The sequence below is a fragment of the uncultured Xanthomarina sp. genome (assembly GCF_963971605.1).
GTDB lineage: Bacteria > Bacteroidota > Bacteroidia > Flavobacteriales > Flavobacteriaceae > Xanthomarina > Xanthomarina gelatinilytica.
On the sequence record NZ_CAXATZ010000002.1, the window covers coordinates 131,522 to 153,251 of the forward strand.

The window sequence follows — 21,730 nt, forward strand, 5'->3', positions numbered from 1 at the left end:
AAAACTTATTTGGCAAATAGGATTTAATCTAACTAAACTAACTAAACAGTTATTTTTTTCCCAACTAAAAAATAACCTACTTATTTTTTTGAATGACCTTTAAAAGGTAAGAATTTAAGCTATTAATCTACTACTTATGATATAAAAGTGCCATTCAATTACTATATATACGCACAGGATGTTATTTTGGATTACAAGATTTAAAATTTATTACTTTTTTTTAGCTTCTTCCCAAAATACATCCATTTCAGATAAGGTCATGTCTTTTAAATCTTTTTTTAAAGTCTTTGCTTTCGCTTCTAGATATTGAAACCGTTTTGAAAATTTTTTATTGGTTCGTTCCAGAGCATTTTCAGGATTGATTTTTAAAAACCTGGCATAATTTACCATAGAAAACAACACATCTCCAAATTCATTTTCCATGGCTTCTTTATCACCTTTTTGGACCTCCTGCTTAAATTCATTTAGCTCCTCCTCTACTTTTTCCCAAACTTGGTTTGGCTGTTCCCAATCAAAACCTACGCCAGCCACTTTATCTTGAATTCTGTTGGCCTTTACCAGAGCAGGCAAACTCTTTGGAACTCCTTCCAATACGCTGGTTTTGCCTTCCTTCAGCTTTAATTTTTCCCAATTACGCTTAACGTCCTCTTCATCTTCAACCACAACATCACTATATATATGTGGATGTCTGTCAATTAATTTGTCGCAAATAGTGTTACAAACATCTGCAATATCAAAATGCTTGGTTTCACTTCCTATTTTAGAGTAAAACACTATATGCAAGAGGACATCACCAAGTTCTTTTTTTACTTCGTTTAAATCGTTGTCCAGAATGGCATCCCCTAGCTCATACGTTTCTTCAATGGTAAGGTGTCTTAAACTTTGCATGGTTTGTTTCCGGTCCCAAGGACATTGTTCCCTTAATTCGTTCATGATGGTCAATAAACGATCGAAAGCTTTTAGTTGGTCTTCTCTGGAGTTCATGTGTGATGTTTTGATAAAATTACAATATTTAAAGGGATTTACTGGATTTGCAAAAACAAAAAAAATCCAGCATGATGGCTAGATTTTTAATTGTGATTTAAAATTGGTATATGCTTATTATTCTTCTTCGTTGGAAACAGTTTCATCTACCTCAAAGTCCAACATATCGTGTTTATGAAGTAAATTATACCATTGCACCACTTTTTTGATATCGCTTGCATACACGCGATCTTCGTCATAATCTGGCAAAACTTCAAAGAAATATTCTTCCAAAGCCTCTTTACTATCTTTATGATTGATTGGTGTTTGGTTTCCGTTTTCTTTTTCTTTAATCTTTTTAAAAACCTCGCGTAAAGGCACTTCTTCGGTTAAGGTATAGATAGCGATTTCACTTAACACGCTTACGTTTTGATGAATGTTTACAGATAGTCTTTTTTTATCCAATAAAGATTCTGCAATAAATCCACCACGTGTTTGTGTAATTAACTTATACAATCCTGGTTTTCCCGAAATGGCTAATACTTTTTCTAAACTCATAATTACTTTTTAAGGAGCGCAAATATGCTACGTTTGTTATATTAAAACAAATATTATCGTTTCTTTTTTTGGTTAGGAAAACGCATTCTGTAATCCACACTAATTTTTCCTTTGGAAATGTTGGCCAGTTTTCCTTTTATTAAACGTTTTTTTAAGGTGGATAGTTTATCTGTAAACAAGATCCCTTCTATATGATCGTATTCATGCTGAATAACCCTAGCAATTAATCCTGTAAAGGTTTCGGTATGTTTTTCAAAGTTTTCATCAACATATGTGATGGTGATGGTAGGTTTTCTAAAAACATCTTCCCTCACGTCTGGAATGCTTAAACAACCTTCATTAAAAGCCCATTCATCACCTTCTTCATTTATTATTTGTGCGTTTATAAAGGTACGCTTAAAAGCTTTTAGTTCTTTTTGTTCTTCTGGAGACAAAGCTTCGTCTTCAGCAAAAGGAGAGGTGTCCACAATAAACAATCTTATTGGCAGCCCAATTTGTGGTGCAGCCAATCCAACGCCATAAGCACCATCCATGGTTTCGTACATGTTATCTATAAGCTCCTTTAGGTTTGGATAATCTTTGTTGATCTCTTCTCCCAATTTCTTTAACACAGGATCGCCATAGGCTACAATAGGTAATATCATTTTATGTTTTTTGAAAAATTCACTGCAAAAATACAATCTTTAATTTAGATATATAAAAAAACTCCTTTTCAATTGAAAAGGAGTTTTAACCTCGAATTTATAAAAAGAATATTAGCACATTTTGCTTTTATCGGCAATAAAGAACAGATCTACTTCGCCTTTTAATTTGGAATTGATTTTCGCATTTAAGATATCTTTCTTTTTTGCAGCAACATTGTTTGCATCATCCTCATGAACAGTAGCTGCATTCAAAACAACTTCTGTTATAACAGGTTGTGTCTCAACTTGGTTTTGTGCATGGCTATTAAATGTACTTAAAAGGGCTACAAAAATTAAAATCAAAAATGGTTTCATGTCGTAATTGTTTTCTTGTGACAGGACAAATATATATTCGACAAACGGTATAAAAAGAATAAATTTGTTGAAAGCCAACGTATAATCGATGATATGATAAAGGTATGTGTTTCATCGATAAACGTACTGCCCATAAACCTTTACAATTGGTTTTTTATCGATAAATCAATACTCGCAACAAATTGGTTAACAGCTTAAAAACATGTTCCTAAGAGATTTTCCATTGGTATGCAATACTTGTTTTTTTTAATATTTTCAGTCTATTTGAAATTAAACTGATGGACATAAAAAAACTCCTTTTCAATTGAAAAGGAGTTTCTATTTAAAAAAGCTTAAAGCTGTTATTTCATTATAATCACTTTCTTGGTTATGGTAGAAGATCCTGCTTCAATTTTAAGCAAGTAAACACCATTAGTTAACGCAGATGCGTTTATTTCCTTTCGGCTTACATTATCTATATTCAAGCTAAGTACTTTTTTACCAGTAATATCGTACATACTCGCTGTTCCACTTAAATAGGAACCAAACATCAAATGAATGCTGTTGCCAGAGACCAACGGATTAGGAAAAACCTTCGTGGATTTCACCACTTGGTCCACTTCGCCAATGGATAAGGTTTCCTGTGTTAAATCGCCATTGGTATACTCACAGGTTCCCACGCCAAAATCGGCCACAAAGTAATTGATATTTGCTATAGGGCTTCCAGAGGTTAAATCGTAAATGGCATAAGCGCTTTCACAAACCATCAAATTGAATTCACTGGTTCCAACCATAACCGTTGTTGGTCTTTCACCACATGTTGGTCCACTAGGACTGTAAAAAAAGTACAAGGATGATCCGTTTGTAAAACCAGTTGGAGGACAAAATTGTGCATTGGCCTGGTTAAAACCAAACAAAGTCAATGCCGTCAATAAAAATAAGTAGTAATGTTTCATAAGTTTCGTATTTGGGATTATTATGAAGCAAATATATACTTGCGATAAATGTGATTTAAAAGATTTAGTTAAACTGAAATTAAATAACGACAAATTGAATAAACCTGCAAATATAATCGGTAAAATGCACTGTTTAAAGGAGGTTTAAGGCTGTTTTTATTTGGAATACAGGTAACTTTGAAGGATTAAGGTAGCACTTATCTCATCTACCAGAGCTTTATTTTTACGTTTCTTTTTCGACAAGCCACTATCTATCATGGTTTGAAAAGCCATTTTTGAAGTAAATCTTTCATCAACTCTTTCAATTGGAATTTTAGGGAACGCTTTTGTTAATTTTTCAAGAAACGGAATGATGAGAGCCTCACTTTCAGAAGGTTCATTATTCATTTGTTTGGGCTCACCTACTACAAATAACTCCACTTGTTCTGTAGCTATGTAGTTTTTTAAAAAGGTAATCAAATCTTTTGTGGCAACTGTTTCAAGACCAGATGCAATAAGTTGCAATTCATCTGTAACAGCTATTCCTGTTCTCACTTTCCCAAAATCAATGGCCAAAATTCTTCCCATGGGACAAAGTTAACATTTAAAAAGACATGACAAGCCAACTCTTTTTAATTCGTGGTTTTCTGTAGGCTTCTAAATGGGTTTTTATTTGAATAACTTTAGAGATTTCAATTATAGGATTATCTTTGCGAAAACACTATTAAAACAATTATGAAACAACTACAGCAAATAATAGAAAATGCTTGGAATGACCGAAGCTTGTTAACCGATAAAATAACCATAGACAGCATAAGAAGTGTTATAGACCTTTTGGATGAAGGCACTCTAAGGGTTGCCGAACCTACAAGTAAAGGTTGGCAAGTAAACGAATGGGTAAAAAAAGCTGTGGTATTGTATTTTCCAATACAAAAAATGGAAACTTTTGAAGTGGGTATTTTTGAGTATCATGATAAAATCCCTTTAAAAACCGGTTATGCAGACAAAGGCATTCGTGTGGTACCTCATGCTTTAGCCAGACATGGTGCTTACATTTCAAAAGGTGTGATCATGATGCCAAGTTATGTAAATATTGGTGCTTATGTAGATGAAGGTACCATGGTAGACACTTGGGCAACTGTTGGAAGTTGTGCACAAATTGGCAAAAACGTCCATCTTTCTGGTGGTGTTGGTATTGGTGGTGTTTTGGAGCCTTTGCAAGCGGCTCCTGTAATTATTGAAGATGGTGCATTTATAGGGTCGCGCTGTATTGTGGTTGAAGGTGTAAAAGTGGAAGAAGAGGCCGTTTTAGGCGCCAATGTGGTTTTAACCATGAGTACAAAAATTATAGATGTTACTGGAGATGAACCAGTGGAAACCAAAGGTGTTATTCCAGCAAGATCTGTAGTAATTCCCGGAAGCTACACTAAAAAGTTCAAGGCAGGAGAGTTTCAAGTGCCTTGCGCCTTGATTATTGGAAAACGTAAAGAAAGTACCAACAAAAAGACCTCTTTAAACGATGCCTTACGTGAGTATGGTGTAGCTGTGTAAGCTCACTTTTTTATGATTTAAACCTCATCTTTCTTCCTGAACGACGTAGTTTTTTGGAATTTATTTTCTTTTGAAAAGCCCGACTGTGTTTTAACATCAAAGCATAGGTTTCCTCACTTGTTTTATGGTATAACTTTGAATAGGTTTCAGACATAATTTTTATCATGGTTTTGGACAACCATAAACGTCTGAAATTATGCATGCGCTTATTAAAATCCATGGTTTCAAAACGCATCCTGTTTAAATCGATTAAATAAAAATCGTAACGATTATCAGGTTTTTCAACAATTAAAGTGTTCCCAGGAGAATGGTCTAAAAAATTGATGTTGTTTTCGTGTAACTGAAAGGTGAATTCCGTAAACTGTTGCAGAATCCTTTTTCTGTTGGGAAATAAAGGCTTGTGAATTAATTCCCTAAAATCAAAATCGTAATCAACCTGCTTGCTTATATAATAACTGGTTTTAAGACCAAACACATTGGTGTTTTCTACATAAGCAATGGGAAAAGGTGTTAAAATATTGCAAGCCATCAGCTTATTGGCATATTCAAAAGAGCGCTTGGCTTTCGATTTCCTAAGGTATTTGTACACAAAACCATTAAACCCATTTGGTATTTTAAACGACTTGACATTAATGGACTCTCCACCTGCTTCAAACTGTTTGATAACGTTTCTTTGACCTACGGTTATCTCTTTTCCGGAGGTTTCAAAATCTGTAACAACAGCTTGTAAAGCTTTACTTAAATGTTGGTATTTTGGGTGAATGTGTATAATTATATCCGTATTAAGAATTTTCTCAAAGATATGTTAATTGATATTTTAATAAAAGTAGAAAATATAATACTTTGCAGGTAATTAAGTTTTAATTATAAATTCCCTCTTTGCTGGGGAAGCGCCATGAAAAAAATACTTGTCATACAAAACAAACGTATAGGAGATGTTTTAATAGCGTCTGTAATTGCACAAAACATGAAAAAAATCTATCCAGATAGTGTTATAGATTTTTTGGTATACGATTATACAGTAGGTGTAATTGAAAACAATCCTGCCATAGACCACATTATTGAAGTAAACGACAAAGAATTAAAAAAACTTGGCAATTTAAAACAGCTCATCCAAACCGTAAAAAACAGAAAGTACGATATTATTTTCGATCCTTATTCCAAACTACAAAGCCGACTTATTTGTTTTTTTTCCAAAGCGCCAATAAGGATTGGTTTTCAAAAAAGAGGCAAAAATCCCATACTTAAATTTTACACACACCATGTGCCGTTATTGGAAGAAAAATCAAACATATGTGGCAAAGCCATAGAAGACAGGGTCAATATGGTGACTTCTGTTTTCAATCTATCAGAACAGCAAATAGATTTTGAGCCAAAAATTGTTTTAACCGAAGAAGAAAAACAATACAACAAACTGGATACCTACAACAAACCTGCAATTATGCTAGGGGTTTTAGGGAGCACACCTCAAAAATCCATGCCTTATGAATACATCGTACAACTGGTAGATTTTATTACTGAAAAGTATCAGGTGAATGTGCTTTTTAACTATGCTCCTAACCAAAAAGAAGATGCGCTTAGTATTTATGAATCCTGTAAAAACAAAGACAACATCATTATAGATATTTATGAAGACAGCATTCGTGGTTTTATTAAACTCATGAATACATGTGAGTTGCTGGTTGGAAACGAAGGTGGCATAGTACATATAGCAAAAGCCTTAAACAAGCCTACGTTCACCATTTTCTCTCCTTATGTGATGAAAGATCATTGGGCCAGTTTTGAAGATGGCAAAAAACACGCATCCATTCACTTAATGGAAGAAAAACCAGAATTATATAATGAAAACAGCGTTGAAAACAGACGGAAAATTGAAGCAGACCCAAGCTTTATGTACAAACAATTAACACCTGAACTTATTATACCCAAACTAGAACAGTTTTTATCAATAAATTTAAAAAACCAAACATGAATGACTATTCTAGATAAATTTAATAATTGGCGAAGGAAACTACGTTGGAACAGACAATACAAACAAGGACGTTGGGATAGTTTAAAAAAACCCATTGAAGCAACGCGATATCATACCATTAAAGAGTTTATAGATACTTATGGCAAAAAGCAACCAAGTATTTTGGACTTGGGTTCTGGTGAAGGGGTTTTAAACGAATATCTGGCAGCGAATTCTTACCAGTATTTTTTAGGAGTGGATTTTTCCAAAGTTTCTATAGAAAAAGCCAAAATCAAGCAGTTTCCTCATTCAGAGTTTATGTCGGCCGACATTCATAGTTATAAACCTAGCAGAAAATTTGATATCATTATTTTCAACGAAGCCTTTTATTATATCCATAATTCACAAAAAGAACATGTCCTACAACGCATGTTAAATCAGTTAGAAGAAAATGGTATTCTTATAGTTTCCATTTACAGGGAAGGAACAAGTTGCTGGGAGTATTTTAAAAACTTACAATGTATCGATTTTAAAGTTGTAACAACTAAAGAGGAAAAGACCTATTGGAAAATTGGTGCTTATAAAACCATTACTTCTTAACAATCCCGAAATTGGTCCACACTCGCTTTTCAGTCTTTGTAGTCTTCCTAATGGCCAAATTTTTATTGATGGATTCCTGGTTTTTGTAACCACGTGGATGATCTAAATGAATACAAACAGCACTATAGCGAATTTGTTTTCCCTTGATGCCCAAATTCATTAAACGCTCACCCAATTCCCTGTCTTGTCCACCATATTGCATGCGCTCATCTAAACCATTTATGGTCACAATATCTTTTTTCCATCCTGAGGCATTATGACCATTCCAACTCGCGTTTGTTGGTGTTATGGCGTTTAAAAACCAAGACTTAAACCCTTTTGCTGTTAATTTGTTGTTTTTAAAAGATGGCTTTAAACCATGGGATTTCAACCATGTTACATTAAAACAATCTCCATTCATAATAGATTCTTTAGTAATGGCTTTAGAAATGTCCATAGGCAGCATAAAATAACCACCAGATAAAAAATAACCTATTTCCCTCTCCCTAAAATGCACCTCCACAAAATCTTCCCTTGGAATACAATCGCCATCAGACATTAAAATATACGCAGCCTGACAATTTACAATGGCCTTATTTAAAATTTGTGATTTTTGAAACCCATTGTCTTCATGCCAAACATGGGTTATGGGGTAAAACACTTCTTTTTTAAAGGCTTCAATAAGGTCTATGGTTTCTTGTTTAGAACCGTCATCTGCAATAACAACCTCGAAGTTTTGATACGTTTGATTGTTATATCCATGCAACACTTTTGCCAACCACTCTGGGGAATTATAGGTACTAATTATTACAGAAATAGCAATCTCGCTCATTAATTTGTTGTTTATGCAGCGCAAAGATAAACATATTTCAGGTATTTGTTTTATGAGTTTAAAAAGGATTGATTTTGTCTTAAATTTATTAAGTTTGACAGAGTTTCCTTAATTAAAATAATATACTAGCGTCTTTAACTCCCAAGAATTATAAAAGCTTAAATTTATGGCTATGAACTCAACAGCAAAAAACATTTTAGCAGTCGTTGCAGGATTGGTTATTGGTAGCATTGTCAATATGGGACTCATTACCATAAGCGGTTCTATAATTCCTCCTCCAGAAGGAGTTGATAACACCACCATGGAAGGATTAAAAGAATCCATGCACTTGTTCCAACCCAAACATTTTATATTTCCATTTCTGGCACATGCTTTAGGAACTCTGGTTGGAGCCTTTATTGCTTCAAAAATTGCAACCACCCGAAAAATGACTTTTGCAATGGTTATTGGTGTCTTTTTCTTAATTGGTGGTATAACTAGTGTCATAATGTTGCCTTCTCCTACTTGGTTTTCCATCTTAGACATTGTTGTTGCATACATTCCCATGGCTTGGATTGGAGGAAAGTTAGCTATTAAATAAATTGCATCTTAACCATTAGCAATAAAAACAACTATTAAACTTCAATTTAAAATTGTAATTTTGAGGCATTGTTTGCCATGAAAACCCATAATGGGTATTAGACTAACAAGGTTCAATACCTAACCAAACAATTGAATATCTAATTAAAAGGTTCCTGATAAATCAAAAATAGATGAAACTATCTGTCATCATTCCTACCTTCAACGAGGAAGCCTATTTAAAAAATGCGCTTCGTTCGGTTTCTTTTGCAGATGAAATTATTGTGATAGACTCCTTAAGCACAGACAAGACAGTGGAAATAGCTGAAACTTTTGGTTGTAAGGTGTTACACAGAAAATTCGATAATTTTTCCAATCAGAAAAATCATGCGCTGCAATACGCAACAGGAAATTGGGTTTTATTTATTGATGGTGACGAACGCATTACCTACAAGTTAAAACAAGAAATCCTTCAAGCCATGGAAACTGGAAAGCATGCTGGCTACAAGCTTAATTTTCCACATTTTTACATGAATAGGTTTTTGTACCATCATAGTGATAATGTGACCCGTTTGGTCCTTAGGGAAAAATGCCGATTTGAAGGTTCCGTTCACGAAAAACTGATTGTAGACGGAAGCATTGGCAAGCTTAAAAACCCTGTTTTACATTTTACCTACAAAGGCTTGATGCATTATATTAGCAAAAAAGACAGTTATGCATGGTTTCAAGCAAAACAACTTTTAAACAAAGGCAAAAAAGCCACATATTTTCACTTAGCCTTTAAGCCTTTTTACCGTTTTTTTAGCAGTTATATTTTACGTGGTGGTTTTAGGGATGGCATTCCTGGTTTGGCAGTTGCCAGCATTAATGCGTATGGTGTATTTTCACGTTATGTGAAACTCATTCTTCTCCAAAAAGGCATGAAATAATCAAAACCATAGCTTACCATATTTTATTTTCCGTTTAAAAGTGGTCAAACTATCCTCTCCTTTAATATCCAATCGCTGAATTTCGTAATTGTTTTTAAAAGGAAAAGCATTTACCCTATTCCCTATCCGTAAACCATAGGCTATCTTATTTTGGTGCAATAAATTAAAAAACCGTGTTTTGGCTTCCCCTTTCCTTGGATACTTTCCATAAGGATAAGCCAAGGTATTGTGTATTTCCAAGTTGTTTTTAAGTATAAAGTCTTTGCTCAAATCAAAATCTGCTTGAATCTCATCATCAGTCATTTGGCTGTAATTGTTATGGGCAAAACTGTGCAGCCCTAGCTCAACAACATCAGAATCTAAAGATTGTAATTGCGAAACAGACATAATAGGTTCTTTGTTTGTGTTCCATATATCTGTTTTGTTTACATATTTTAAAGGCACATAAAAACAAGCTTTCAAACTATACTTTTTAAGCAAAGGATAAGCCAATTCCAACTGGTTCTCATAAACATCGTCAAATGTGATAATGATGGGTTTTTCAGGAAACTGTTTAGGGCCTTTTATATTTTGAAGTTCTTTAAAATGAAGCGACTGGTAACCGTTTTCTTTTAAGTAAGCAAATTGCTCCTCCAGTTTTGAAATTGCAATAGTTAAGCCATGACTTTCTTGAAGATTCCTGCTCACGCTATGATACATTAATACGGGAAGTTTTGGCATGGCTTATTTAAAATGGAAAATCTTTATATTTTGATTACTTTTGACACAAATATATAAAGCCATGAGCAATATATTTGATAAATCTGAAATTTTATAAATGATAAGCGCTTTAGCTATAACCTACAACGAAGAATCTAACATTGAAAGTTACATTGAAAGCTTGTCTTTTGCTGATGAAATTGTTATAGTGGACTCTTTTAGTACTGACAATACAGTAGCTTTAGCCAAAAAACACAATGTCACAGTGGTACAAAGGCCATTTGATAATTTTTCCAATCAAAAAAACCATGCCATTTCACTTGCCAAAAACGATTGGATTGTGTTCTTTGATTTAGACGAAAAAATCTCCGATGTTCTTGCCAATGAGATAGTTTCCAAGGTAAATTCCAAAAACCCCTTAAAAGCCTATAAAGTAAAGCGCAATTTTATTTTTATGGGTAAACGCTTAAAGTATAGTGGGTTTCAAACAGATGAAGTAATTAGGTTGTTTCATAAAGATTATTGTAAATACAATGGAAACGCTGTTCACGAAACCATTGTAACTTCAGAAAAAGTAGGGCTTTTAAAAAACACCTCAGATCATAACACCTACAAAGGGTTTGATGCTTACAATCAGAAATTAAGTCAATATAGCAAATTGCAAGCCCAGCAATTGTTTCAAAAAAACCTACGCCCTAACTTGTACCATTTCCTGTTTAGGCCTTGGTACAGGTTTATGCACCAATATTTTTTAAGATTAGGAATTTTAGATGGCAAAGAAGGTTTTATATTAGCATACATCAATGCCTTTTCGGTGTTTAAACGTTATATTCAGCTTTGGTTGATGTATAGAAAAATAGATTGATTTTTATGAGACTCTTACAAATTACAGCATCAAATGTCTGGAGAGGACACGAACAGCAAATAGTGTATTATTATGATGAATTCAAACCAAAAATTGAACATCAGGTTTTGCTTTGTCCCACCAATACACGTCTGGCAGAAATTGCTGAAGAAAAAAATTACAATTTTTACAGTTTGCCTTACCATTCTAAAGCCAAAAAGCTTTGGGTTAGTACCATAAACAAGATTGTAAAAGAGCATGAAATAGATATTATTTTGATACATAACAGCAAAGCGCACACCCTTTGCATCATGCATTCGTTGCTGTATCGATCTAAAATTCCCATGGTATTTTTTAGGACTTTAATTAAAAAAGTAGACACCAACCCACTTAGAAAATGGAAATACAATTACAAACACCTTAAAAAATTGGTTTGTGTCTCTCAAGCAGTGATTGATGTTTTAAAACCAGCCATAAAAGATCATTCCAGATTGAGTATTGTTGGAAGCGCCACAGACATCAGTGAATTTCCTAAAAAAGAAGCCACAGGCTTACTACATCGTGAATTTCAATTACCTGAGGATACCGTTTTAATAGGAAATATATCAGCTTTTGTACCTTTTAAGGACCATTACACCTTTGTGAATGCAGCAAAAATTATAAAATCCAAGAAACCAAATGTTAAATTTGTTCTTGTAGGTAAAGGCGAATTGGAAAACGAGATTAAAGCCTATGTAAAGGAATTAGGTCTTGAAAACGACTTTATTTTTACTGGTTTCAGGAAAGACATTCCCGAAATTTTCCCAGAATTTGATGTTTTTATGTTCACTTCCAAATTGGAACCAACAGGAGGTGTTTTGTTGGAAGCCTACAATTGCCATGTGCCTGTTGTAGCAACAAATTACGGAGGGATTCCTGAAGTAGTTGCAGATGGGAAAACAGGAATTTTATGCGAAAAAGAAAATGCCAATGCCTTTGCCGAAGCAACCCTTAAAATATTGGAAGACAAAAACTTAAGAGATCAACTTGTGCTTCAAGGCGAAAAGCATTTATTGGCTCACTTTACAAAAGAAATCATAGCAGGAAAAATGCTGAAAGAACTACAGGAAGTTCTTAAACAGACTTCAAGTTAAAAACATTTTCTATCCAACCTGCCAAGGTGTATTTATACAAAACATCTTTGGGTATTTCCTCATAGGGCGTTTTAAAGAAAGCATCTGGAATTTGAATGTTATGGACATCTACAACTGCTATGTTGTTAGGATTATAAAAATCGTAGTTAACAATATCCGCATTGGTTGTAATTAATTTTTTCTTATAACCCAAAGATTCAAAAACCCTAAAGCTAAGACCATATTGGTTTTCTTTTTGTATATCCAACAACACATCTGCTTCCAGTAAATACTCTTTTACTTTAGTTAAAGGAATATATTCTTGAATAAAGGTTACCAAAGAAGATGTTTCAGCCTTTTCTTTTCTAACTAGGATTGTGTAGTCCAACTCTTTGCTTTTAAAATAAGACGCCATTTTTTCCAAGCTTTCAAAACGCTCGTCGTAAGATGAAATATTAAATATTTTACATGTAGAGCTTTTAAACTTCGCACTATTAAAATCGTAAATAAAGTTTGTTATAAATGTAAGGTTGTATTTTTCAACATCTTCTTTTTCATAACTAAAAACAGTATCGAAATAAGGAATTAAACTACTTTTTTCAGGAAAATTGGAGATGGCATCAAAAAAAAAGGAATAGTATTTTTTAGCATAAGCCTTTAAGGCTATAACGGTTTCCAGTTCTAATTTATCTGGCCTAACAACTATAATAAAATCTTGTACTCCATTAGATTTTACTGTGTTTAAAACTACTTTTGATTTATAAAGGTCTTTGATGTTTTTTTTTAAGACCAGTTTTCTAAAAAGATTAAGAAGTTTATCAAATACAGATGAGTAAGTGTATTTAATATTGGAATAGTTAATAAAAACAGCCTGTGTTTCTGGAAGGGATTGTAATTCTTTTAAAAGAAAATCTAAATAGCCAAAAGATTCTGGAGCGATTATGGTAATTTTCCTCATAGGTTGTTTTTATATATGTCTTATTTTAAAACTTTAAGGACCTGTTCTTCTATATGGCTAATTGAAAAAGGCTCCAAAACTTCTTTTGATGCTTCGCTTACTTCTTCCCACACAGTTTCATCTTGGTACAATTTAAGAATTTTATTAGCCAAACCTTGAGCTGTAGTATCAATAACATGGTCTGCTTGTGCTTTAAAATCAAAACCTTCAGCACCTATTGGTGTGGTAACCAATGGCAAACCATACTCCAAACTTTGTCCTATTTTACCTTTTACTCCTGCACCATAACGCAATGGAGCCACAAACACTCTGGATGTATTGAAATACTCTGAAATATCTTCTACATAACCCAATACTTTAAAACGATCTGAATTGAGGTCCAGCATGTCTTTGGTTGGGTAACTTCCAACAATGGTTACTTTAATATGTTTATTTTTTTTCCAGACCAATGGCATGATGTCGTGATACAAAAAAAGCACAGCATCCTGGTTGGGTTTATGGGAAAACCCTCCTACAAAAAACAAGCCATCCCTATGCTTGAATGGTGTTTTTTTAACATCCAGAAATTGATGGACATTCCCAATGGTCACCATTTTGTTTTCTTCTGAATAAAATTCCTTTAAGGCGTTTTTATCCTGTTCCGAAATGGTTATGATTTTATCGGCCAACCTACAATTTTCAACCTCAATGTCAAGATATTTTTCAGCTTCCATTTTAGTTTTGGAATCCTTGGTGTTTTCCCATTCCCTAATAAATCTCAAATAGTGAAAATCAACCATGTCATAAAACAATTTAATGGATTTGTTGGAAGAGACCAACTGTGAGTAAGTTTTAAACACATCTGCTCGATGCAACCAGGCAAAATCAATTTTAGGCAAAATGGCTTCTATAAAAGTCTCTTTTGTAACAAAGGCTCCTGTTTGGTCAATAGAAGGCTCATAAACCACAACCCCCAATTTCCTGTAATGCGCCACATAATCGGTATTGTATTTATATTCTTTTTTATCGGCTATTAAAAAAACCCCAAAACCATGGCTCAATAAAATATTTATAATCTTAAACAAACGCCTGGAACCAGAATCTTTATCAAATTCTGGAATAATGGAATCTATTATCAAAACATTTTTGTTGGCATAAGGGATTTTAGAAAAATCCAATACCTTTTTTGCTTTGGTTAAGGCAACTTTAAGTTGATGGTTTTTATATTTTAATCTGAGGTCTTTATAAATTGACATAGGTGTAAATATTTCTTCAAGGAATTAATTTACAAAACAAAAGTAGGTATTTACTTGAAACTATTTGGTGTTTCTTATTTTGTTTCATGAGAATAAATTATTTTTGGATTTCCATTAAAATAATTTGAAACATGTCTCAACCACTAATATCCATTATTGTTCCTTGTTATAATGTAGAAGCCTTTATAAAAAAAGGCCTACAAAGTATCTATCTACAAACATATACGAATTGGGAATGCATTTTGGTTGACGATGGCAGTAAAGATAATGTTAGTGGCGAAATCGATATTTGGGTAAAAAAAGATTCACGCTTTAAATACATCTATCAAGACAACGAAGGAGTCTCCAGCGCTAGAAACAAAGGTCTTGATCATGCCACAGGCGATTATATCCTTTTTTTTGATCCGGACGATCTTTTTTCGACCAATGCATTAGAAAATTTAATTTCACTTGCCAAAGATGATATCGATATCATTATTGGTAAAAACGCCATTACCAATGGACAAAATTATGATATTGTAGAGTACTTGGTTCATTATTCCAAACCCTTACAAAAAGTATCGAACCAAGATAAAAATTTGATTAAAATCGTTGTTGAAGAACCCATTATCTGTGTTGCCTGGAACAAACTTTACAGAAGGGATTTTTTAAAAACCCATAATTTGAAATTTAAAAAAGGGGTTTTACACGAAGACGAATTATGGTTTTTTGAAACGCTATTTAAAGCAAATGCCGTTATATTTAACAATGAACCCACTTACTTCTATAATGTTACCAATTTAAACTCTGTAATTAATAATATGGGGTTGAAAAACCTAAAATCTTATTTGGAAATAATTGAATACATATATGAGCAGTATTATAAAACCGAAACCAAAAAGACCAATAAAGAACTTATTTCAATTTATATTACACATTTAAAAATAAAAGCCATTCTGCATTGTTACAAACAGCTTAACAAAAAAGACAGGCTTGAAGCAAAACCAATTATTGAAGCTTGTTTTGCACGTGTAACACCTGTTAGAACAAAAAAAATACTTGCAGACTCTTTTGAAACATTACATTACCATTTTAAATTGGTAAAATTATTATCGCCTAACCTTATATTAAGATATCTACGCTACTATAAATCTTCACGTACCATGAGACAAATAAAAGCAAAATGGATTTTAAAGAAGGCCACAAAGACAAACAACTCTAAAAACAGGACAATAGTAGATGTAAGGTAGCTTCATTCCACACTTTATTTTCTTTTAAGCCACTTTTTCCAATAATATTTAAATTGTTTCTTTTTGTATTTTCTATAGCGTTTTCTTAATACCTTATTTGCAGGTTTGCTTAACACATTATGTTTGAGCAAAGGTTTAATGGTATTCAGTGTCATTTTTATGGTTTGAATCTCATCAGCACCAGACCATGCACCTTGGCTATGAACCCTGTAAACACCCATTTCTTCTTCAAATCTTTTAATTTTCAAGTCCTTGATCTGAATTAAAAACAATGGCCAATCGCCTACTGGTAAATAATTAAACCAGTCTTGCAATTTAAAGTTATTTCTTAAAACTATGGTATTGGTCCTGATATAGTTGGTTCTTGCCAGGTCTACTATGGTACTTGTTTCAGGTTCATCTTTATTAAGAATATCATGTTCCAATTGTTGTGTATCTTGATAAAATATTTTGGAATTATGGAAACAAGAGCCATAATCTGGATGTGCCTCTAAAAAATCCACTTGTTTTTGAAGTTTAAAAGGGTCAATCCAATAATCGTCTCCCTCACACAAAGCAATATATTTACCTTGAGCCCTAGGAAACACATAATTAGCCCATGGCTTTTTAAATTTTGAAAATTGATTTTCTGTTTGAAGAATAGGAACTATCCTGCTATCTTTTTCTGCATATTCCCTAATAATTTCAGCCGTATTATCGGTTGAGGCATCATCGTGAACAATAATTTCTATAGGAAAACTTGTTTGTTGCAACAAAAACCCATCCAAGGTCTGTTTAATGTACTTTTCATGATTAAACGTGGTGCAGCAAATACTTAACAAAGGGTTCATTTATTCAGTTTCTTTTATTTTTCTGGCCGGATTTCCAACTAGAACGCATTTTTCCGGAAAAGATTTTGTAACGTTAGATTTAGCTCCTACAATACAATCGTTACCAATACTAAGGTTTAATGGAATAATCAAGGAATTCATTCCTAACAACACACGTTCACCTATGTTACAATAAGAACCTACCATAGCCAAAGAAGACATATAGCAAGCGTCTGCTAAAGTAGCATGGTGTGCCACCAAACTATTAAAGTCAATAACACAATCGTTGCCCAAGGTACAATTGGTGCTAATTTTAGCATTTAAATGAATAAAACAACCTTGACCTAAAGTTGCCGAAGGGCTTATAAACGCTCTAGGGTGAATTAAATTTGGTGTATGTGCTCCAAGGTTGCGCAATTTACTGGCAATTTCATGTCGCATTTTGTTGTTTCCCATAGTTACAGCAAAGTTTTTCCCTGTTATATCTTTTTGGTACAAATCTTCTGTACAACCTATTATAGGATAACCTAACACTTTTTCACCCAAACGCTCGTGATTGTAATGGTACAAACCCTTAATATTAAAACCACAATCCTGAGCTAATTCTATGATCACTTCTGTATAGTTTCCAACTCCAATTAAATAAATATCTTTTTTCACTTTAATTTAGGTTTTTATTGATTAAACAAGAGATTGTTTCCACTTGATTTTCTTTCAATTCATAATATAAGGGCAAACATAAAATACATTTGGATATACCTTCGGAAACAGGCATGGGTTGGTTATCAAGATAAGGCAGTTTATTTAACGAGGGATAAAAATACCGTCTTGGGTAAACCTTATGTGCATTTAAAACTTTCTGTATGTTTAAAAGTTGTGCTTCATTTTCAAAAACCACAGGAATATAACTGTAATTATAGGTTGTATGCTCTCTGATACTTTGAAACCTCAAACGCGAATCCAAAAGCTCTTGATACAATTCAAACAATAATTTTCTTCTGTTAAAAATGGCTTCCAAATATGGCCAAACAGCCAATCCCATAGCTGCTTGTATTTCACTCATTTTAGCATTAATACCAATACCTTGAAACTGTTCTGGACCATCATGACCAAAATTATGATGATAAAATAACTTATTAAATAGTCTTTTATCGTTGGTAAAAACAGCTCCTCCTTCAGCTGTATGGAAAATTTTAGTAGCATGAAAACTACAAGTACTCACATCTCCATAATTAAACATGGATGTTCCTTTGTATCTTACTCCAAAACTATGAGCTGCATCGTAAATAACCTTTAAATCGTGTTTTTTTGCTATCTTTTCAATAGCTTCAACATGACATGGATTTCCAAACACATGAGTGGCTAGGATGGCAGAGGTTTTGTCTGAAATTTTTTCCTCAATTTTTTTAGGGTCAATAGTAAAAGTGTCAACATCTATATCAACAAAAACTGGTGTCAACCCTTCCCAAACAATACTAGATGTTGTTGCAACATAGCTAAAAGGCGTGGTAATAATTTCACCTGTTAAATCCAGGGCTTTTATGGCAATTTGCAATGGCAAGGTACCATTAGTGGTAGCTATAACTGGAACCGTTTGATAGGTGGAAGTGATTTTATGTTCCAGTTCCTTAACCAATTCTCCTCTGTTGGTCATCCAACTGTTATCCCAAGCTCTTTTTAAAATCTCTTGATACTCCTTTTGCTTTGGCAAAAACACCTTGGTTACGTTAATCTGTTCCGGTTCTATCATCAATAGGTTGGGTTTATCTTGCAAAATTAAACTAATTTCTGCATTTAAGTTTTATATATATTATTTTTACACCTACAATTTATTGATTCTTATGTTTCAAAAAGAAGTTCAAGAAAGTTTTAAAGTATTAAAACAAGGTGGCGTTATTCTTTACCCTACAGATACCGTTTGGGGAATAGGCTGCGATGCTACAAACGAAGCTGCAGTGGAGAAAGTGTTCAAGCTTAAACAACGTCATGACAGCAAAGCACTTATTTGTTTGGTGGCAGACGATAGAATGCTAAAAAAATATGTAAAAAAAATTCCTGATGCAGCATTTGACATTATGGATATTGAAGACAACCCTATTACCATTATCTACGACGAGCCACTAAATTTAGCTAAAAATTTAATTGCAGAAGACAATACCATTGCTATAAGAATTCCAGATAATGACTTTTGTTTCCAGCTGCTTCGGAAATTTAATGGTGCTATTGTTTCTACCTCAGCAAATATTAGTGGACAAGCTACGCCAAAATCCTTTAAAGAAATACATGAAGACATTTTAAAAGGTGTGGACTATGTTGTAAATTTGCCAGATGAAAAAATAGGTGCTAAACCATCGTCTATTATTAAATTGAGCAATGATGGAAAAGTGCAGGTTATAAGAAAATAAATTCCCAATTTCAAGTACCAAAAGCCAAAAACCCTTTTTGAAGTTTTGTTCTTGTATATTTTGGAATTTGAAACACATATGAATTACAAACAAGCTTTAACCCATTCAATATTTAAGATTATTTCGCAATCTGCAAAAGAACTTCAACTAGATGCTTATGTTATTGGTGGTTTTGTACGCGATTTTATCTTACAACGTGGTTCTGCAAAAGATATAGATATTGTAGCTATTGGTTCTGGAATTGAATTGGCTAAACAAGTGGCTAAAAATTTACCAAACAACCCTAAAGTTCAAGTTTTTAAAACCTATGGTACTGCCATGTTGCGTTTTGAAGATATTGAAATTGAATTTGTAGGTGCCAGGAAAGAAAGTTATCACAAAGACAGTAGAAATCCCATTGTGGAAAATGGCACACTGGAAGACGACCAAAACCGTCGTGACTTTACCATAAATGCTTTAGCCTTGGATTTATCTGAAGAAAAATTTGGAGATCTTTTAGACCCTTTCAATGGCATCCAAGATTTAAAAAATGCCATTGTTAGAACTCCTCTTAACCCAGATATTACCTATAGTGACGACCCTTTACGTATGATGCGAGCCATAAGGTTTGCCACTCAGTTACATTTTGAAATTGAAGAAGCCAGCTTAAAGGCCATTTCAAAAAACAAACATCGTATCGAGATTATAACCAAGGAACGCATTGTTGTGGAACTAAACAAAATTTTGGAAAGCAACAAACCATCCATTGGTTTTTTATTGCTTGAAAAAACAGGTTTATTGGATTATATTTTACCGGAATTAACAGCCTTAAAAGGTATTGACGAAGTAGAAGGTCAAAGACATAAGGACAATTTTTATCATACATTGGAGGTTGTTGATAATATTAGCAAAAAAACAGATAACCTCTGGTTGCGTTGGGCTGCGTTATTACACGACATAGGCAAGGCTCCAACCAAAAAATTTCATAAAAAAATTGGCTGGACCTTTCATGGCCATGAGTTTAAAGGCTCTAAAATGGTGTATCAATTATTTAAACGCCTAAAAATGCCTTTGAATGACAAAATGAAATTTGTTCAAAAATTGGTTCTAATGAGCTCTCGTCCTATTGCCATTGCAGATGACATAGCTACAGATTCGGCTGTGAGACGATTGGTTTTTGATGCAGGTGACCATATTGAAGATTTAATGACACTTTGCGAAGCTGATATCACCACAAAAAATCCGGTTAGATTTAAAAAATATCATAACAATTTTAAAAACGTTAGAAAAAAAATAGTTGAAGTAGAAGAACGTGACCATATTAGAAATTTTCAACCTCCTGTTTCTGGAGAAATCATTATGGAAACTTTTAACTTAAAGCCTTGTAGGGAAATAGGCATAATTAAAGAGACCATTAAAGAAGCTATTTTGGAAGGTGTTATTCCAAACGATTATGATGCTGCTTACCAATTGATGTTGAAAGAAGGGAAACGTTTGGGGTTGGAAAAAAGTAAATAGTGGTCAGTAAATAAAAATTAAAAATTCGTGTATTCGTGGCAAAACAAAAAGACAACAAAAACGTAATCTACTGGCTTTTAACAGGCTGTATTTTAATCTTTATCATGGTAGTGGTTGGAGGCATTACCAGGTTAACAGACTCTGGTTTATCCATTTCGAATTATAAATTGATAACGGGAACCATTCCTCCCATTGGAGAAGCAGAATGGCAGGAAGCTTTTGAGCTGTACCAACAATATCCAGAATACCAAAAACTCCATTCACATTTTACCCTAGAAGATTTTAAAGGAATCTATTTTTGGGAATGGTTGCACAGAGTTATTGGTAGATTAATAGGATTGGTCTTTATTTTTCCATTTATCTATTTTTTAATTACCAAACAACTCACCAAAAAAACCATCAAAAAATGCCTTGTTTTATTGGTACTTGGAGGTTTTCAAGGGTTTTTGGGTTGGTATATGGTAAAGAGCGGATTGGTTGACATGCCAGACGTAAGCCATTTTAGACTGGCTGCACATTTAACAACGGCCTTTTTAACCTTTGCTGCAACCTTATGGGTTGCTTTGGATTTAATGTATCCTAATAAAAAAATTATTGACAAAAAATTCAGGAATCTAATTATAGTCAGTTATTTAGCACTTATTTTCCAAATAGTGTATGGCGCTTTTGTTGCAGGACTTAAAGCTGGATTGTTGCATAACCATTGGCCTTTTATGAACGAAGGAAAATTTATGCATGAGACCGTTTATATTTTGGAACCTTTTTATAAAAACCTTATAGAAAACCCAAGTGGCATTCAGTTTATACATAGAACCTTTGCCTATGTTGTGGTGGTTTTTATTTTAATTATTTGGTATCAAGGCAAAAAAATGAGCTTAACAAAGCTACAAAACAAAGCTTTAGATGCCTTGTTTATTCTTGTTTTTGTTCAGTTCCTATTGGGTGTTTTAACCATCATCTATCAAGTGCCATTGTGGTTGGGTGTTGCACATCAGGTTGGTGCATTTTTCTTGCTTTCGGCAATGACCTTTACCTTACATCGCTTTTGCAAATAAATCAAAGTGTTTCAAGTTTTAAATGTCTGAAATATTTAAAGTTTGGTTTGGCCT

At 33.5% G+C, this 21,730-nt stretch carries 25 protein-coding genes; 11 read left to right on the forward strand and 14 right to left on the reverse strand.

What is annotated here, in order from left to right; genetic code table 11:
- Positions 1–210: 210 nt before the first annotated feature.
- From mazG to ruvX, 6 genes are all read right to left on the reverse strand, one after another.
- A complete protein-coding gene (gene mazG, locus AACY93_RS01700; protein WP_286853388.1) occupies positions 211–984 on the reverse strand; it encodes a nucleoside triphosphate pyrophosphohydrolase in 774 nt (257 codons plus the stop codon).
- A gap of 117 nt (positions 985–1,101) precedes the next feature.
- Positions 1,102–1,521, reverse strand: a complete 420-nt coding sequence (locus AACY93_RS01705; RefSeq protein WP_007650227.1) for a DUF5606 domain-containing protein — start codon at positions 1,519–1,521, stop codon at positions 1,102–1,104.
- A 53-nt stretch (positions 1,522–1,574) separates the two neighbouring features.
- On the reverse strand, positions 1,575–2,165 hold the full coding sequence (gene def, locus AACY93_RS01710) for a peptide deformylase (protein ID WP_007650226.1): 591 nt from the start codon (positions 2,163–2,165) through the stop codon (positions 1,575–1,577).
- 111 nt (positions 2,166–2,276) lie between these two features.
- Positions 2,277–2,519 carry a hypothetical protein gene (locus tag AACY93_RS01715; protein ID WP_007650225.1) on the reverse strand — a complete coding sequence of 81 codons (243 nt, stop codon included), beginning with the start codon at positions 2,517–2,519 and terminating at the stop codon, positions 2,277–2,279.
- A gap of 341 nt (positions 2,520–2,860) precedes the next feature.
- Positions 2,861–3,454 (reverse strand): T9SS type A sorting domain-containing protein, encoded by a 594-nt coding sequence (locus tag AACY93_RS01720; RefSeq protein WP_286853387.1) that lies wholly within the window; start codon positions 3,452–3,454, stop codon positions 2,861–2,863.
- Between the two features lie 156 nt (positions 3,455–3,610).
- Entirely contained in the window at positions 3,611–4,021 is a 411-nt protein-coding gene (gene ruvX / locus AACY93_RS01725) for a Holliday junction resolvase RuvX (protein ID WP_286853385.1), read from the reverse strand.
- Between the two features lie 147 nt (positions 4,022–4,168).
- On the opposite strand from ruvX, the gene AACY93_RS01730 reads away from it, so the two are divergent.
- Positions 4,169–4,984 (forward strand): 2,3,4,5-tetrahydropyridine-2,6-dicarboxylate N-succinyltransferase, encoded by an 816-nt coding sequence (locus AACY93_RS01730; protein WP_286853384.1) that lies wholly within the window; start codon positions 4,169–4,171, stop codon positions 4,982–4,984.
- A 10-nt stretch (positions 4,985–4,994) separates the two neighbouring features.
- Here the strand turns inward: AACY93_RS01730 and AACY93_RS01735 are convergent, their stop codons facing one another.
- Positions 4,995–5,573 carry a lipopolysaccharide kinase InaA family protein gene (locus AACY93_RS01735; RefSeq protein ID WP_007650221.1) on the reverse strand — a complete coding sequence of 193 codons (579 nt, stop codon included), beginning with the start codon at positions 5,571–5,573 and terminating at the stop codon, positions 4,995–4,997.
- Positions 5,574–5,879: 306 nt separating this feature from the next.
- On the opposite strand from AACY93_RS01735, the gene AACY93_RS01740 reads away from it, so the two are divergent.
- Complete coding sequence (locus AACY93_RS01740; protein WP_286853383.1) at positions 5,880–6,956, forward strand: glycosyltransferase family 9 protein; 1,077 nt, start codon at positions 5,880–5,882, stop codon at positions 6,954–6,956.
- Positions 6,957–7,535: a class I SAM-dependent methyltransferase gene (locus AACY93_RS01745; protein ID WP_286853381.1), complete on the forward strand. Its 579-nt coding sequence runs from the start codon at positions 6,957–6,959 to the stop codon at positions 7,533–7,535.
- Here AACY93_RS01745 and AACY93_RS01750 read toward each other — a convergent pair.
- Entirely contained in the window at positions 7,525–8,346 is an 822-nt protein-coding gene (locus AACY93_RS01750) for a glycosyltransferase family 2 protein (RefSeq protein WP_286853380.1), read from the reverse strand. The genes AACY93_RS01745 and AACY93_RS01750 overlap by 11 nt on opposite strands.
- Positions 8,347–8,518: 172 nt before the next feature.
- Between AACY93_RS01750 and AACY93_RS01755 the strand changes: the two genes are divergently transcribed.
- Positions 8,519–8,926 carry a hypothetical protein gene (locus tag AACY93_RS01755; RefSeq protein ID WP_286853379.1) on the forward strand — a complete coding sequence of 136 codons (408 nt, stop codon included), beginning with the start codon at positions 8,519–8,521 and terminating at the stop codon, positions 8,924–8,926.
- Positions 8,927–9,098: 172 nt separating this feature from the next.
- The gene (locus AACY93_RS01760) at positions 9,099–9,833 is read left to right on the forward strand and encodes a glycosyltransferase family 2 protein (protein WP_007650196.1); all 735 of its coding nucleotides are present in this window, start codon (positions 9,099–9,101) and stop codon (positions 9,831–9,833) included.
- Here AACY93_RS01760 and AACY93_RS01765 read toward each other — a convergent pair whose 3' ends face one another.
- Complete coding sequence (locus AACY93_RS01765) at positions 9,834–10,553, reverse strand: polysaccharide deacetylase family protein (RefSeq protein WP_286853378.1); 720 nt, start codon at positions 10,551–10,553, stop codon at positions 9,834–9,836. It abuts the gene before it with no gap.
- Positions 10,554–10,650: 97 nt separating this feature from the next.
- On the opposite strand from AACY93_RS01765, the gene AACY93_RS01770 reads away from it, so the two are divergent.
- Positions 10,651–11,397 (forward strand): glycosyltransferase family 2 protein, encoded by a 747-nt coding sequence (locus AACY93_RS01770; protein ID WP_286853377.1) that lies wholly within the window; start codon positions 10,651–10,653, stop codon positions 11,395–11,397.
- A gap of 5 nt (positions 11,398–11,402) precedes the next feature.
- On the forward strand, positions 11,403–12,509 hold the full coding sequence (locus tag AACY93_RS01775; protein WP_286853376.1) for a glycosyltransferase family 4 protein: 1,107 nt from the start codon (positions 11,403–11,405) through the stop codon (positions 12,507–12,509).
- On the opposite strand, the gene AACY93_RS01780 is transcribed toward AACY93_RS01775, so the two are convergent.
- Together AACY93_RS01780 and AACY93_RS01785 are read right to left on the reverse strand one after the other, a co-directional pair.
- Positions 12,490–13,446, reverse strand: a complete 957-nt coding sequence (locus AACY93_RS01780; protein ID WP_286853375.1) for a hypothetical protein — start codon at positions 13,444–13,446, stop codon at positions 12,490–12,492. The two genes, AACY93_RS01775 and AACY93_RS01780, sit on opposite strands and share 20 nt — an antisense overlap.
- A 20-nt stretch (positions 13,447–13,466) precedes the next feature.
- Entirely contained in the window at positions 13,467–14,681 is a 1,215-nt protein-coding gene (locus tag AACY93_RS01785; RefSeq protein ID WP_286853374.1) for a glycosyltransferase, read from the reverse strand.
- A 131-nt stretch (positions 14,682–14,812) separates the two neighbouring features.
- Here AACY93_RS01785 and AACY93_RS01790 point away from each other — a divergent pair, with 131 nt between their 5' ends.
- Positions 14,813–15,910, forward strand: coding sequence for a glycosyltransferase (locus AACY93_RS01790; protein WP_286853373.1), 1,098 nt, complete (start codon positions 14,813–14,815; stop codon positions 15,908–15,910).
- Positions 15,911–15,924: 14 nt separating this feature from the next.
- Here AACY93_RS01790 and AACY93_RS01795 read toward each other — a convergent pair whose 3' ends face one another.
- The 3 genes from AACY93_RS01795 to AACY93_RS01805 are packed head-to-tail and all read right to left on the reverse strand — an operon-like array spanning position 15,925 to position 18,469.
- The gene (locus AACY93_RS01795) at positions 15,925–16,740 is read right to left on the reverse strand and encodes a glycosyltransferase family A protein (protein ID WP_286853372.1); all 816 of its coding nucleotides are present in this window, start codon (positions 16,738–16,740) and stop codon (positions 15,925–15,927) included.
- Positions 16,741–17,379: a NeuD/PglB/VioB family sugar acetyltransferase gene (locus AACY93_RS01800; RefSeq protein WP_007650177.1), complete on the reverse strand. Its 639-nt coding sequence runs from the start codon at positions 17,377–17,379 to the stop codon at positions 16,741–16,743.
- Position 17,380: 1 nt separating this feature from the next.
- Positions 17,381–18,469, reverse strand: coding sequence for a DegT/DnrJ/EryC1/StrS family aminotransferase (locus AACY93_RS01805; RefSeq protein ID WP_286853491.1), 1,089 nt, complete (start codon positions 18,467–18,469; stop codon positions 17,381–17,383).
- Between the two features lie 91 nt (positions 18,470–18,560).
- Between AACY93_RS01805 and AACY93_RS01810 the strand changes: the two genes are divergently transcribed.
- From AACY93_RS01810 to AACY93_RS01820, 3 genes are all read left to right on the forward strand, one after another.
- Positions 18,561–19,124 carry an L-threonylcarbamoyladenylate synthase gene (locus AACY93_RS01810; RefSeq protein ID WP_286853371.1) on the forward strand — a complete coding sequence of 188 codons (564 nt, stop codon included), beginning with the start codon at positions 18,561–18,563 and terminating at the stop codon, positions 19,122–19,124.
- 78 nt (positions 19,125–19,202) lie between these two features.
- Positions 19,203–20,621 (forward strand): HD domain-containing protein, encoded by a 1,419-nt coding sequence (locus tag AACY93_RS01815; protein WP_286853370.1) that lies wholly within the window; start codon positions 19,203–19,205, stop codon positions 20,619–20,621.
- A gap of 35 nt (positions 20,622–20,656) precedes the next feature.
- Positions 20,657–21,676 carry a COX15/CtaA family protein gene (locus AACY93_RS01820; RefSeq protein WP_287006353.1) on the forward strand — a complete coding sequence of 340 codons (1,020 nt, stop codon included), beginning with the start codon at positions 20,657–20,659 and terminating at the stop codon, positions 21,674–21,676.
- Positions 21,677–21,730: the final 54 nt, after the last annotated feature.